At 72.5% G+C, this 13,579-nt stretch carries 12 protein-coding genes and 1 riboswitch; all 12 genes read left to right on the forward strand.

Annotation, left to right across the window (positions count from 1 at the left end):
• Nucleotides 1–67 precede the first annotated feature (67 nt).
• The 12 genes from ASE15_RS11030 (at nt 68) to ASE15_RS11085 (ending at nt 13,530) form a co-directional block, all read left to right on the forward strand.
• Nucleotides 68–640, forward strand: a complete 573-nt coding sequence (locus tag ASE15_RS11030; RefSeq protein ID WP_056650515.1) for a TetR/AcrR family transcriptional regulator C-terminal domain-containing protein — start codon at nt 68–70, stop codon at nt 638–640.
• A gap of 173 nt (nt 641–813) precedes the next feature.
• A complete protein-coding gene (locus tag ASE15_RS11035) occupies nt 814–1,020 on the forward strand; it encodes a dodecin family protein (RefSeq protein ID WP_056651409.1) in 207 nt (68 codons plus the stop codon).
• Between the two features lie 241 nt (nt 1,021–1,261).
• The gene (rplU, locus tag ASE15_RS11040; RefSeq protein WP_191789147.1) at nt 1,262–1,570 is read left to right on the forward strand and encodes a 50S ribosomal protein L21; all 309 of its coding nucleotides are present in this window, start codon (nt 1,262–1,264) and stop codon (nt 1,568–1,570) included.
• A gap of 75 nt (nt 1,571–1,645) precedes the next feature.
• A complete protein-coding gene (gene rpmA, locus ASE15_RS11045; protein ID WP_030151568.1) occupies nt 1,646–1,903 on the forward strand; it encodes a 50S ribosomal protein L27 in 258 nt (85 codons plus the stop codon).
• Between the two features lie 91 nt (nt 1,904–1,994).
• Nucleotides 1,995–3,524, forward strand: coding sequence for a GTPase ObgE (obgE, locus tag ASE15_RS11050; protein WP_056650519.1), 1,530 nt, complete (start codon nt 1,995–1,997; stop codon nt 3,522–3,524).
• A gap of 359 nt (nt 3,525–3,883) precedes the next feature.
• On the forward strand, nt 3,884–5,026 hold the full coding sequence (gene proB / locus ASE15_RS11055; protein ID WP_068625112.1) for a glutamate 5-kinase: 1,143 nt from the start codon (nt 3,884–3,886) through the stop codon (nt 5,024–5,026).
• Nucleotides 5,027–5,190: 164 nt separating this feature from the next.
• A riboswitch (SAM riboswitch) is annotated at nt 5,191–5,301 on the forward strand.
• A gap of 88 nt (nt 5,302–5,389) precedes the next feature.
• Nucleotides 5,390–6,496 (forward strand): LLM class flavin-dependent oxidoreductase, encoded by a 1,107-nt coding sequence (locus ASE15_RS11060; protein WP_056763337.1) that lies wholly within the window; start codon nt 5,390–5,392, stop codon nt 6,494–6,496.
• Nucleotides 6,497–6,514: 18 nt separating this feature from the next.
• On the forward strand, nt 6,515–7,567 hold the full coding sequence (locus ASE15_RS11065; protein WP_082608879.1) for an ABC transporter permease: 1,053 nt from the start codon (nt 6,515–6,517) through the stop codon (nt 7,565–7,567).
• A complete protein-coding gene (locus tag ASE15_RS11070) occupies nt 7,564–8,523 on the forward strand; it encodes an ABC transporter permease (protein ID WP_056650528.1) in 960 nt (319 codons plus the stop codon). Before ASE15_RS11065 ends, ASE15_RS11070 begins: the two co-directional genes overlap by 4 nt.
• Nucleotides 8,520–10,241 (forward strand): ABC transporter ATP-binding protein, encoded by a 1,722-nt coding sequence (locus ASE15_RS11075; protein ID WP_056650532.1) that lies wholly within the window; start codon nt 8,520–8,522, stop codon nt 10,239–10,241. Before ASE15_RS11070 ends, ASE15_RS11075 begins: the two co-directional genes overlap by 4 nt.
• 54 nt (nt 10,242–10,295) lie before the next feature.
• Nucleotides 10,296–11,942, forward strand: coding sequence for an ABC transporter substrate-binding protein (locus ASE15_RS11080; protein WP_056650535.1), 1,647 nt, complete (start codon nt 10,296–10,298; stop codon nt 11,940–11,942).
• Between the two features lie 121 nt (nt 11,943–12,063).
• Complete coding sequence (locus ASE15_RS11085; RefSeq protein ID WP_056650538.1) at nt 12,064–13,530, forward strand: MFS transporter; 1,467 nt, start codon at nt 12,064–12,066, stop codon at nt 13,528–13,530.
• Nucleotides 13,531–13,579 lie beyond the last annotated feature (49 nt).

Here is a 13,579-nt window from a genome sequence, read left to right on the forward strand (position 1 = left end):
GCTGAACATCGTTAAGGTGTCAAGGTGTGGTGGTCCGGAGGTGCCGGGCGCGCGAGGAGGTGGAGCGGTGGCCGAGCGGCTCGACCGGCAACGGGTGGTGCGGGCGGCGCTCGCGCTGCTCGACGAGGTCGGCCTCGACGGGCTGACGCTGCGCCGGCTCGCCCAGGACCTCGACGTCAAGGCGCCCGCGCTCTACTGGCACTTCGCGGGCAAGCGCGACCTGCTCGACGAGATGGCGGCCACCATGCTGCGCGACCTCGTCGAGGGCGCGGCCTGGGACGAGGCGGTGGCTGCGGGGGCGCCCTGGCAGGAGTGCGTGCGCGAGTCCGCGACCGCCCTGCGCGAGATGCTGCTCTCGCACCGCGACGGGGCGCGGGTCTTCAGCGGGACCTTCGTCACCGACGAGTCGCTGCGCGGCGCGGTCGAGGTGCCCATGGGCATCCTCACGGCGGCGGGGTTCGGGCCCGACGGCGCCGCGCGCGCCTGGGGGACGCTGCTCGCCTTCGTCCTGGGCTTCGTCGTGGAGGAGCAGGCCGTCGACCTGCGCGAGCTCGACCGCTCGCAGGCGGCGGCGTTCGAGGAGCGGTTCGTGTTCGGGGTCGACGTGATCGTGGCGGGGCTCGCGACGCGGCTCGGGTGAGGGCCGGTGCCGAGGCGCTCGTCGGCGGCCCCGTCTCGCCCGGCCTCGGGCGGCTGGGCTCGCACGCCGGCGGGCGATCCGGCCGCTGCGCTGGCGACCCGCGGGGGCGCGGAGGATCGTGGAGGGGAGCGCGGGCGCGACGAGGCGTCCGCCCGACGATGACGGAGGACGTCATGAGCGGCTCGGTAGCGCGCATCACCCAGATCAGTGCACGGTCCGACGTGAGCTTCGACGACGCGGTCAAGACCGGGATCGAGCGGGCGAGCGAGACCCTGCGCAACCTCACGGGCGCGTGGGTCAAGGAGCAGAAGGTCGAGGTCAGGGACGGGAAGATCGTGGCCTGGCAGGTGGCGCTCGAGGTCACGTTCGTCCTCGACTGAACCCGGTCCTCGAACGGGGGGCCGATCGCCGCGCCCGGGCGTGCCGACTTGACCGGCGGGCCCGGGTGCGGTTATTTGACCCTGCGCCCGTGATTCCGTAATCTTGAACGTCGGTGCGCTCGGTGCGCACTGGTCCCGTGTGCCCATGGACAGGTCGCACTCGCACGCACAGGTGTGTTGAGTCCTGCCAAGACGGCCAGACATGGCGAGCACGCCAAGACTAGAAGAGATGAGCAACAACGTGGTGTACGCGATCGTCAAGGCCGGTGGCCGCCAGGAGAAGGTGTCCGTCGGCGATATCGTCGTCGTCGACCGTCTGTCGGCTGGTGCCGGACAGTCCGTCGAGCTTCCTGCGATCCTGCTGGTGGACGGGGAGAAGGTGACCCACGACGCTGCGGCGCTCGCGAAGGTCAAGGTCACTGCTGAGGTCGTCCGGGACGAAAAGGGCCCGAAGATCACGATCCTCAAGTACAAGAACAAGACCGGCTACCGCAAGCGCCAGGGTCACCGTCAGCAGCTGACCCGCCTCAAGGTCACCGGCATCAAGTGACTTCCCTCGGTGGCTCGTGAGAGCCGCCGCAGGTGATCCCACCCCCTCTTCTTCCAGCACGAAAGCAGGTTCGACATGGCACACAAGAAGGGCGCGAGCTCCTCGCGCAACGGTCGTGACTCCAACGCCCAGCGCCTCGGCGTGAAGCGCTTCGGTGGCCAGGTCGTCAGCGCCGGCGAGATCATCGTCCGCCAGCGCGGCACCCACTTCCACCCGGGCAACAACGTCGGTCGCGGTGGCGACGACACGCTGTTCGCCCTGACCGCCGGCGCCGTCCAGTTCGGCACGCGCCGTGGTCGCAAGGTCGTCGACATCGTCTCTGCCGAGGCCTGATCCACGACGCTGCACATGCTTGACAGGAGGGGCGCACCGACGCGGTGCGCCCCTCCTGGTGTTCTTCCCCCCGCTCGAGAGGACCCTTTCCATGGCCACGTTCGTCGACCGCGTCGTTCTGCACGCCTCCGGCGGTGACGGCGGAAACGGCTGCGCCTCCATCCGTCGGGAGAAGTTCAAGCCGCTCGCCGGCCCCGACGGCGGCAAGGGTGGGGACGGTGGGAGCGTGCGGATCGTCGTCGACACGCAGACCACGACGCTCCTCGAGTTCCACCACTCGCCGCACCGGCACGCCGCGTCCGGGACCCAGGGCAAGGGCGACTACCGGGAAGGTGCCAACGGTGAGGACCTGATCCTGCGCGTGCCCGACGGCACCGTGGTCAAGGACCGTCAGGGGAACGTGCTGGCCGACCTCATCGGCGAGGGCGCCGAGTACGTCGCCGCTGCGGGCGGTCGCGGCGGCCTGGGCAACCACGGCCTCGCCTCCCCGCGCCGCAAGGCCCCGGGCTTCGCTCTCCTGGGCGAGCCCGGCGAGGAGGTCGACTTCGTCCTCGAGCTCAAGTCGATCGCGGACGTCGCGCTCGTCGGCTTCCCCAGCGCGGGCAAGTCCTCGCTCGTCGCCGCGATCTCGGCCGCACGACCCAAGATCGCCGACTACCCGTTCACGACCCTCGTCCCGAACCTCGGCGTGGTCCAGGCCGGCGACGTGCGCTTCACGGTCGCCGACGTCCCGGGCCTCATCCCCGGTGCGAGCGAGGGCAAGGGGCTCGGGCTCGAGTTCCTGCGCCACATCGAGCGCACGGCCGTGATCGTGCACGTGCTCGACTGCGCGACGCTCGAGCCGGGCCGCGACCCCATCTCCGACCTCGAGGCCCTCGAGGCCGAGCTGGCCGCCTACTCGGGCGACCTCGACGGTTCGGGCGTCGTGGGCGGGCTCCCGCTCAACGAGCGCCCGCGCCTCGTCGTGCTCAACAAGATCGACGTGCCCGAGGCGCGCGAGCTCGCCGACCTGGTCCGCCCCGACCTCGAGGCCCGCGGCCTGCAGGTCTTCGAGATCTCGGCAGCGAGCCACGAGGGCCTGCGCCAGCTGACCTACGCGCTCGCCGGGCTCGTCGACACGGCGCGCCGCGAGACCCCCGCGCCCGCTCCGGTGCGCACGATCTTGCGCCCCAAGGCCGTCGACGACGCCGGGTTCACGGTCACCCGCAAGAACGCGGGCGACGGCACGTTCTACTTCGAGGTCCGCGGTGCCAAGCCCGAGCGCTGGGTCCGTCAGACCGACTTCGCGAACGAGGAGGCCGTCGGCTACCTCGCGGACCGTCTCGCCCGCCTGGGTGTCGAGGAGAAGCTCTTCAAGGCCGGGGCGGTCGCCGGCGACGAGGTGCGGATCGGGTCCGAGAAGAACGCCGTGGTCTTCGACTGGGAGCCCACGCTCATCACGGGCTCCGAGCACCTCGGCGGACCCCGTGGCACCGACCTGCGCTTCGACGACCACTCGCGCCCCACGCGCAACGACAAGCGTCGCGAGTACAACGAGCGCATGGACGCCAAGGCCGAGGCCCGCGCAGAGCTCTGGACCGAGCGCGAGTCCGGTCACTGGACGGACCCCGAGAAGGACTGACCTCCGGACACGGTGCCGCAGGGCAGCGACGGGCCGAGCGGTCGGGTGCCCCGACGCCCGACTCCCGCGCCGATGCTGTCGCCCACGACGTCCGCCCGCAGGGCGGGTACGGCCCCTCGGGTCGTGCCCGCCCTGTGGCGTACCGGTCGAGCGACGACCACCGCCCGGGTGGGACGGGAGCGGGAGGTGGGCGACGTCGTCGGGCGGGCTCACGCCGGAGAAGCTGTCAGAAATGCACCGGGCCATGCGCCGGTGCAGTTCTGACACCACGGCGCGGCAGGGTCCATGTCGTCTCACCCCGGGGTGTCACACGGTGACATGACTCCGCGCCCGGGCGCCTGGCGCGCGATGATGTCCCGGTGAATGCGCTCTCCGCACGCTCCCAGGTCGCCACGGCCCACCGGGTCGTCGTCAAGATCGGCTCCTCCTCGCTCACCGGACCGGACGGGCACCTCAGCGTCCCGGCCCTGCACGCGCTCGTCGACGTCATCGCCGCGCGGCACGCCGCGGGCGGGCAGGTCGTGCTCGTGACCTCGGGGGCGATCGCGGCGGGGATCGGTCCGCTCGGCCTCAGCGCCCGACCACGCGACCTCGCCACGGCCCAGGCCGCGGCCTCGGTGGGCCAGGGCCTCCTGGTCGCCCGGTACGCCCAGGCGTTCGCCGAGTACGGCATCCGCGTGGGGCAGGTCCTCCTCACGGCCGAGGACACCATCCGCCGCGGGCACTACCGCAACGCGCAGCGCTCGCTCGAGCGGCTCCTCGACCTGGGCGTCGTGCCCGTCGTCAACGAGAACGACGCGGTCGCGACCGACGAGATCCGCTTCGGCGACAACGACCGCCTCGCGGCGCTCGTCTCGCACCTGGTCCGCGCCGACGTCATGGTGCTGCTGACCGACGTCGACGGGCTCTACGACGGCCCGCCCTCGCGCCCCGGCACCCAACGCATCCGCGAGGTCCGCTCGCCGCTCGACCTCGAGGGCATCGAGGTCACGGGGCGCGGCAGCTCGGTCGGGACGGGCGGCATGCTCACCAAGCTCGAGTCCGTGCGCATCGCGACCGGCTCGGGCATCCCGGTCGTGCTGACCAAGGCCGCGAACGCCGAGGGCGCGCTCGCCGGGCGCGAGGTCGGGACCTGGTTCGCCGTGACGGGCAAGCGCACCACGCGCCGACGCCTGTGGCTCGCGCACGCCGCGCGCACGCGGGGGCGCCTCGAGCTCGACGAGGGGGCCGTGACCGCGGTCCTGGGCGGGCGGGCCTCGCTGCTGCCCGCGGGCGTGGTCGGGGTCACGGGCGACTTCGACGCGGGCGACCCCGTCGAGCTCGTCGCGCCCGACGGGCGCGTGATCGCGCGCGGCCTCGTGGCCTTCGACTCGACCGACATCCCCGACCTCCTCGGCCGCTCGACGCACGAGCTGCGCGACAAGCTCGGCGAGGGCTACGACCGCGAGGTCGTGCACCGCGACGACCTGGTGCTCGTGGGGCGCAGGCGCAAGGCGTCCTGAGGGCGGCTCGCGGCTGCAGCGCGGAGGCGGCGCTCGGTCCCACGACGGGGCCCGGAGACCTGGAACGGTCTCCGGGCCCCGTCTCTCGTTTGCGTTGTCTCATGGAGTGGGACGCCGCTCTCACTCCTTGACTGCACGGCGCCGGGAGGCTTTCCTGTGCGGCAGGTGAAGAGCGCCAGCGCCAAGACCCGGCTCGCTGGCCAGCAACCCTTCGATGTGACGGGGTGCTCCGGGCAGGACCTGACCGCGCCGACAGGTCGCGGTAAGCACACGACGTGACGAACGACCCCCGTCCACGGGTTCCTGTGGCGTGCCCGGGGACGGGCGGGACCCGCACGTCGTCCGACCGAAGGACGCACCATCGTGAGCCAGAGCACCCCGGCGATCTCCTCGCTGGCCTTCCTCACCCCCGGGAACTTCCCGGACGACGACCCCGCCAGCGGTCTCGAGGCGACGCTGCGGCTGTTCGAGCGCGCCGAGGCCTGGGGGTTCGACGGAGCGTGGGTCCGCCAGCGGCACCTCGAGCACGGGATCTCGTCGGCGACCGTCTTCCTCGCTGCGGCGTCCCAACGCACGAGCACGATCGAGCTGGGGACAGGCGTCATCCCGATCGGGTACGAGAGCCCGTTCCGCCTCGGGGAGGACCTCTCGACCGCCGACGTCCTCGCGCAGGGGCGCCTCCAGGTGGGCCTGAGCGCGGGCCGTCCGCCGCACGCCGACCTGATCGGTGACCTGGTCTTCGACGGGGACTGGGAGTCCCACGACTTCTCGCACGCACGCATCGAGCGGCTCGCGGCCAACCTGTCGGGCGGTTTCATCGGCGACGAGGACACCGTGGTGCACTCGCCCGGGAACGTCCAGCGGCCCCGGCTGCAGCCGCACAGCCCGGGGCTCGTCGACCGCCTCTGGTACGGCGCCGGCTCGCGCCGCTCGACCGAGTGGGCCGCGCGCAACGGGCTCAACCTCCTGACCGGCAACATCGTGGCAGGCGAGGAGTCGGACGACTTCGTCACCGCCCAGCTCGCGAACCTCGTCGCCTACCGCGCGGGGCGCGGCGACGCGCGGACCACGCGGGTCGCGCTCGGGCGGGTCATCGTGCCGACCGACTGCGCCGACGCCTCGTCGCGCCGACGCTACCGAGCCTTCGAGGAGTCGCGCCGAGCCCGGACCCTCGCCCCGCAGGGCGAGCGCCGGACGCTCTTCGCGCCCGATCTCGTGGGGCCCAGCGAGGAGATCCTCGAGCGGCTCGTGGCGGACGCCGTCGTGGGCGAGGTCAGCGAGCTGCGCCTCGAGCTGCCCTACGAGCTCAGCGACGAGGAGTACGAGCAGATCCTGCACGACGTCGCGACTCTCGTCGCCCCGGCCCTCGGCTGGACGCCGGCCACGGACCGTGCGGGAACGGCCGGCTCGACGGTGCCGGGATCGCCGCCCGTCGAGCGGACCGCCGCCGCCGTCGCCGTCGGCGCCTGACGGAGGGGGAGAACCACCATGGGACGCTATCTCGCGACGCGACTGGCCCAGGCGGTCGGCGTGCTCTGGGCCGCCTACACGGTGTCCTTCATCGTGCTCTACGCCCTGCCCGGCGACCCGGCCCAGCTCATGGCCGGGGCCGACGCCAACGACATCACCCCCGAGCAGCTCGACGCGCTCCGTGCCGAGCACGGTCTGGACCGCCCGCTCGTGGTCCAGTACTTCTCCCAGCTCGCCGGGCTGTTCCGCGGGGACCTCGGTCAGTCGATCAGCACGGGGCGCCCCGCTGCGGACCTCATCGTCGAGGCGATCCCACCGACCGTGCAGATCGCCGCGGCCGGTCTGCTGCTCGCGGTGGTGCTCGGCGGAGGGCTGGCCGTCGCGGCCACCTACACACGGTTCCGCGGTCTCGGGCAGCTGCTCCTCGGGCTGCCGCCCCTCGGGGTCGCGATCCCCGCCTTCTGGTTCGGCCTCCTGCTCATCCAGTGGTTCTCCTTCACCCTGCCGATCTTCCCCGCGATGGGGAACAAGGGGTTCGCCTCGATCGTCCTGCCCGCGATCACGCTCGCCGTGCCCACCGGGGCGACGATCGCCCAGCTGTTGTCCAAGAGCCTGGCCACCACGCTGCGGGAGCCGTACATCGACGCGGTGTGGGCCAAGGGAGCCGGTCGCCCGAGGGTCTTCTTCTCGCACGCCCTGCGCAACGCCGCGCTGCCCGCACTGACGATGACCGGCCTGATCGTCGGCCAGCTGCTCTCCGGCACGGTCGTCACCGAGACGGTGTTCTCCCGACCGGGACTCGGCCGCGTGACCGCGTCCGCGGTGCAGACCCAGGACATCCCGGTCGTGCAGGGCATCGTGATCTTCGCCGCCGTCGTGTTCGTCGTGTCCAACCTGCTCGTCGACCTGGCCTACCCGTTGCTCGATCCCCGCGTGGTGACGGGACGTCGCCGAGGCGCGACCACGCCTGGGGCGACGCCCGGGGGAGGGGCCGCCGCCCCCGAGGACCAGACCGTACCCACCAGATCGTCGACCCCCGAGGTCGCCGTCCTTCACGGAGGTGCAGCATGACCGACACCGCCCTCGCCCCGCACGAGCAGAGCGTCCTGCCGGAGGCCGATGCCGTCGACGGCACCACGCCCGGTCTTCGGCGGCCCTCGTCCGCGGACCTGCCGCCCGGCCGCGTCCGTGGCCTCTCGAGCCTCGTGGCGGGCCTGGGCTTCGTGGTCCGGCGGCCCGGTCTGCTCGCGGCCGTGGTCTGGATCGTCGTCGTCCTGGTGGCCGCCTTCGCCCCGACGCTGCTCGCGCACTCCGACCCGCTGACCGGGGTGCCGGCCGACAAGCTCCAGCCGCCGTCGGCCGAGCACTGGTTCGGGACCGACCAGCTCGGCCGCGACCTCTACTCCCGGGTGGTTCACGGCACAGCGCTCACGCTCCAGGCCTCGCTCATCGCGGTCGGCCTCGGGCTCGTCGTCGGCTCGACGCTGGGCCTGCTCGCGGGGTTCTTCGGCTCCTGGGTCGACGACGCCGTCATGCGGGTCGCCGACGTCCTGCTCGCGATCCCGAGCCTGCTGCTCTCGCTCGCGCTCGTCACGGTCCTCGGGTTCGGCACCGTGAACGTCGCGATCGCGGTGGGGCTCGCGAGCGTCGCGAGCGTCGCCCGCATCATGCGGTCCGAGGTCGTGCGCGTCCGCAGCTCGGTGTACGTCGAGGCCGCGCAGGCGTCGGGGAACCGCTGGCACCGCGTGCTGCTGCGGCACGTCCTGCCGAACTCGGCCGGGCCCGTCGTGGTCCTCGCGACCCTCGAGCTCGGCACCGCGATCCTGGCGGTCTCGTCCCTCAGCTTCCTGGGCTACGGGGCGCCGCCGCCTGCCCCCGAGTGGGGTCAGCTCGTCTCGACCGGACGTGACTTCCTGCGCAACGCGTGGTGGCTCACGACCCTCCCCGGGCTCGCGATCGTGCTGACGGTCCTCTCGGCCAACCGCATCTCGCGAGCCCTCGACACCGAAGGACGGCGGAACCGATGAGCACGGACCGGAGCGCACCGCTGCTGCGCATCGACAGCCTGGCGGTCGAGTACCGCACGCGCCGCGGGACGGTCGCGGCCGTCCAGGACGTCTCGTTCGACGTGCTCCCCGGCGAGACCGTGGCGGTCGTCGGCGAGTCCGGGTCGGGGAAGTCCACGACCGCGCACGCGATCGTCCAGCTCCTCGCATCGTCCGCGGCGGTCACGCACGGCCGGATCGTCTTCCAGGGAACCGACCTGGCGACCGCCTCGCCCGCGGCGCTGAGGTCGTTCCGCGGCCGGCAGATCGGGCTCGTCCCGCAGGACCCCACGGTCTCGCTCGACCCGGTCAAGCGCATCGGCCACCAGGTGGCAGAGGTCCTGCTCGTCCACGGTCTGGCCGACCGCAGGTCTGCCAGGGCGCAGGCCGTCGAGGCGCTCGGGGCCGCGGGCCTCGAGGACCCCGAGGTCCGCGCGCAGCAGTACCCGCACGAGCTCTCGGGCGGCATGCGCCAGCGCGTCCTCATCGCGATCGCGATCATCGCGGAACCCGCGCTGCTGATCGCCGACGAACCCACGAGCGCGCTCGACGTGACGGTCCAGCGACAGATCCTCGACCACCTCGCGGCACTGACCCGACGGACCGCGACGAGCGTCCTCCTGGTGACCCACGACCTCGGCGTGGCAGCGGACCGGGCAGACCGGATCGTCGTCATGTCGGAGGGGCGGGTCGTCGAGGTCGGCACCCCGCGCGAGGTGCTCGAGCACCCTGAGCACCCCTACACGCGAGCACTCCTCGCCTCGGCTCCGAGCCTCAACGCGCACGGCGAGCTGCGTCGGACAGCGACACCCTTGACCCGAGCCGTGAGCGAACGGACGTTCGCCGGGCGCGCGGGGGACCCGTTCGTCGCACGGGCGGCCGACGACGGACCGGCGGACCCGACCGGGCAGGACGTCCTGGTGGCCCGACACCTGGTCAAGGACTTCCCCCTCCCGCGCGCCGCCGGGGGCGGCACCCATCGTGCCGTCGACGACGTGAGCTTCCGGATCCCGCGCGGCCACACGTTCGCCCTCGTGGGGGAGTCCGGCTCCGGGAAGTCGACGACCGCGCGGCTCGCGCTGCGGCTGACCGACGTCACGAGCGGGACCGTGACGTTCGACGGGGCCGATGTGACCGAGGTGCGTGGGGCACGCCTGCGCGACCTCCGGCGCCGGGTGCAGCTCGTGCACCAGAACCCGTTCGCCTCGCTCAACCCCCGGCTGTCGGTGGGCGAGGTCGTGACCGACCCGCTCGCCGCGTACGGCCTGGGTTCGAGGCACGAGCGGCGCTCGCGCGCGCTCGAGCTGCTCGACGTCGTCGCCCTGCCGGCCTCGGCGCTCGACCGCAAGCCGTCCGAGCTCTCGGGCGGGCAGCGCCAGCGGGTCGCGATTGCACGGGCCCTCGCGATCAACCCCGAGCTTCTCGTGCTCGACGAGCCCGTCTCGGCCCTCGACGTCCAGGTGCAGTCCCAGATCCTCGGGCTGCTCTCCGGTCTCCAGGAGTCGCTCGGGCTCAGCTACCTGTTCATCTCGCACGACCTCGCGGTGGTCCGGGAGATCGCCCACACCGTCGCGGTCATGCACCGGGGCAAGGTCGTCGAGACCGGGCAGGTCGACGAGGTCTTCCGCTCACCCCGGCACGAGTACACCCGCAACCTGCTCGACGCGATCCCGGGCGCCCGCGCGCTCCACCAGGACTGACCCGCGCTTTCCGCACCACCACCACCGGACCTCGGTCCACGACGAAGGAGAATCATGAACGCACGTATCCGACGGGGAGGAACCGCCCTCGCGACGTCCGTCGCCGCCACCCTTGCCCTGACCGCGTGCGGTGGGGGAGCAGGAGCAGGGACCGGTTCGGTCGCGGACGACGTCTCGGCCTCGACCTCTAGCCCGGTCGACGGAGGTGAGCTCACCTTCGCGATCGGGAACGACCCGATCTCGCTCAATCCCTCCGGCACGGGGTCGGGCAACGACACCCTCTACGTCACCCGGCAGATCGTGGACTCGTTGCTCTACCAGAACCCGGACACGAACGAGCTCGAACCGTGGCTCGCGACGAGCTGGAGCGCCAACGCGGACGCCACGACCTTCACGTTCGAGCTGCGTGACGACGTCACGTTCTCCGACGGCACGCCCCTGACGGCGGCCGAGGTCAAGGGGACCTTCGACGACATCGTGGCGGCAGGGGCGAAGAGCGGCGCGCTCAGCTCTTTCGTGGGCTACGAAGGGACGAACGTGATCGACGACGACACCGTCGAGGTCGACTTCGCGACGCCCAACGCGGCCTTCCCCAGCTCGACGGCGTCGCCCGCCCTGGGGATCGTCGCCGCGTCGACGGTCGCGATCCCGTTCGACGACCGGGCGACGGGAGAAGGGGTCGTCGGCACCGGTCCGTTCGTCCTCGAGTCGTACACCAAGGACGTCGAGACGGTCCTGGCGCAGCGCGCCGAGTACGCCTGGGCACCTTCCGCGCTGGGCAACGACGGTGCACCGCACCTCGAGAAGGTCACGTTCCAGGTGGTCCCCGAGGCGGGTGTGCGCACCGGCAGCCTGACCTCCGACCAGGTCGACGTCGCCGGAGGGATCCAGCCGACGGACATCGAGACGCTCGAGATCAGCGACTTCCCGGTCATCAGCCGCGCCAACCCGGGCAACGTGTTCGGCGTCTACTTCAACAACTCGCGCCCCATCGTGTCGGACGTCGAGGTGCGCGAGGCGATCTCCTTCGCGATCGATGCCGAGGAGATCAGGGACACGTCGCTCAACGGGAGCTTCGCGGTCGCGACGAGCGTCCTCGCGAGCACCACACCCGGCTGGGCCGACCAGAGCTCGTACTTCGCGTTCGACCGCGCCAAGGCCGAGAAGCTCCTGGACCAGGCCGGGTGGACGGTCGGCTCCGACGGCGTCCGCGAGAAGGACGGGCAGAAGCTGTCCCTCAAGGTCGCGTGGATCACGAACTTCGGCCCGAACCAGACCTCGCTCGAGCTCCTCCAGCAGCAGCTCAAGGCGGTCGGCATCGAGATCACCCTCGAAGGCGGGACCGTGCCGGAGTTCCTCGAGCGCCAGCAGGGCGGGGACTACGACTTCGCCTGGCACAACCAGTCCCGTGCCGACGGGGACATCCTGCGGACGGCCTTCTCGACCGGCGCGACGAACTACCCGCGCATCACCGACCCTGAGCTCGAGGCTCTGCTCCAGGCCCAGCTGGCCGCTGGCGACCCGGCCGAGCGCGCGGAGATCCTGGCGCAGGCCCAGGAGCGCCTCGCGAGCCAGTACTACCAGATCCCGGTGCACGAGCTCACGAGCGTGATCGGCACCCAGCCGACCGTGCACGGGCTCACGTTCGGTGCCGACTCCCGGCTCGACTCGCTCGTCAGCACCTGGAAGGACGCCGACTAGCATCCCGGGTCCCGGTGGGACCGCTCCGTCAGGGGCGGTCCCACCGGGCGCGTCCCGACCGTCGTCCGAACCACGGTCCCGCGGTCGGCGGGCCGACGACCACCACGGAGCAGAGCACACCATGTCGAGACGTCTCGTTCCCGTCGTCCCCACCCGCACCCCGCTCCAGACCCGCGTCCTGGTCGTGTGCCTCGTCACGGGATTCGCGACGCTCCTCGACTCCGCGGTGCTCACGGTCGCCGCGCCTGCTCTGCGCGACGGGCTCGGGGCGAGCACGGTCCAGCTCCAGTGGATCCTCGCGGGGTACTCGTTGACGTTCGGGCTCGCGCTCGTCCCGGCGGGCAGACTGGGCGACCGTTACGGACGCCCGTGGTTCCTCGTGGCCGGTCTCGTGCTGTTCGCCCTGACGAGCCTCGTCGGGGCGAGCGCGCGGGACGCCGACGTGCTCGTCGTCGCGCGACTGGTCCAGGGAGTGGGGGCAGGCACAGCCAACCCGCAGGTCATCGGGCTGCTCCAGGACCACTTCGACGGCCCCGCGCGAGCGCGCAGCCTGGGTTCCTACGCCTCGACGGGCGCGTTCGCCGCCGTGATCGCCCCGCTCGTCGGTGGGGTCGTGCTCGCCGCGGCAGGTCCAGCGGGCTGGCGGATCTCCCTGGTCCTGACCCTCCCGTTCGCGCTCGCGGCCGCGGTGCTGTGCGCACGCTTCGTGCCGCGCGCCGGCCGTCCGCTCAGGTCGGCGCCCGGGATCGACCCGGTGGGCCTCGCGCTCCTCTCGGTGACGGCGCTCGGGCTCCTCGTGCCGTTCGTCCTGCCCGGTTCGCTCGCGGGACGGGCGTCGTGGGGTGCGGCCGCCGTGGTGGGCGCGACGACACTCGTGTGGTGGGAGCGCCGGTACTCCCGCTCGGGGCGGACTCCGGTCCTGTCGCCCGAGCTGCTCCGGGCGCCGGGCTTCGCGCTCGGCTGTCTCGTGGCGACGTTCACGTTCGGCTCGGCGCTCGGGTTCTCGGCGGTCCTCATGATCTATCTCCAGGAGGGGGCTGGGCTCACCCCGCTCCAGGCCGGGCTCGCCACGACCCCTGGCGCCCTGGCGTCGGTCGTCGCGGCCCACCTCTCGTGGCGGCTCGTGCGACGCTTCGGCCGTGCGGGGGTCACCGCCGCGGTCGGGGCCAAGATCCCGGTCGCCGTCGCGCTCCTCCTGGCGGTGCTGCTCCTGCCGGACCGGTTCGTGGTGGCGAGCCTCGTCGTCGGGCAGGTGCTCACCGGGGTGACGGGCGGCCTGAGCATCTCGACCAACCAGGCCCTCACGCTCGACCAGGCGCCGACCGGGCAGCACGGCGTCGCGGCCGGGATGCTCCAGGTCTCCCAGCGGCTCTCCGCGACCGTGTGCATCGCCGCGATGACCGGCGCGTTCGTCGGCGCCGCCGCGAGCCCGGCAGGGCACGATGCGGCGCTCGCGGGCGCGGTCGTCGTGACCGCGCTCCTCGCCGTGGCGGCCACGGTGTGCTCGGTGCTCGACGACGTGCTGGCGCGCCGCCGTCGGGCCCGAGCCGGGAGCCCCGCAGCCGAGGCCGCGCTGCAGCCTGCGTGAGCCTCTCGGTCGACACCAGTTCTCGAACGGTGGGAAGAACGGGCGCAGG

The organism is Oerskovia sp. Root22 (assembly GCF_001429135.1).
Taxonomy (GTDB): domain Bacteria; phylum Actinomycetota; class Actinomycetes; order Actinomycetales; family Cellulomonadaceae; genus Oerskovia; species Oerskovia enterophila.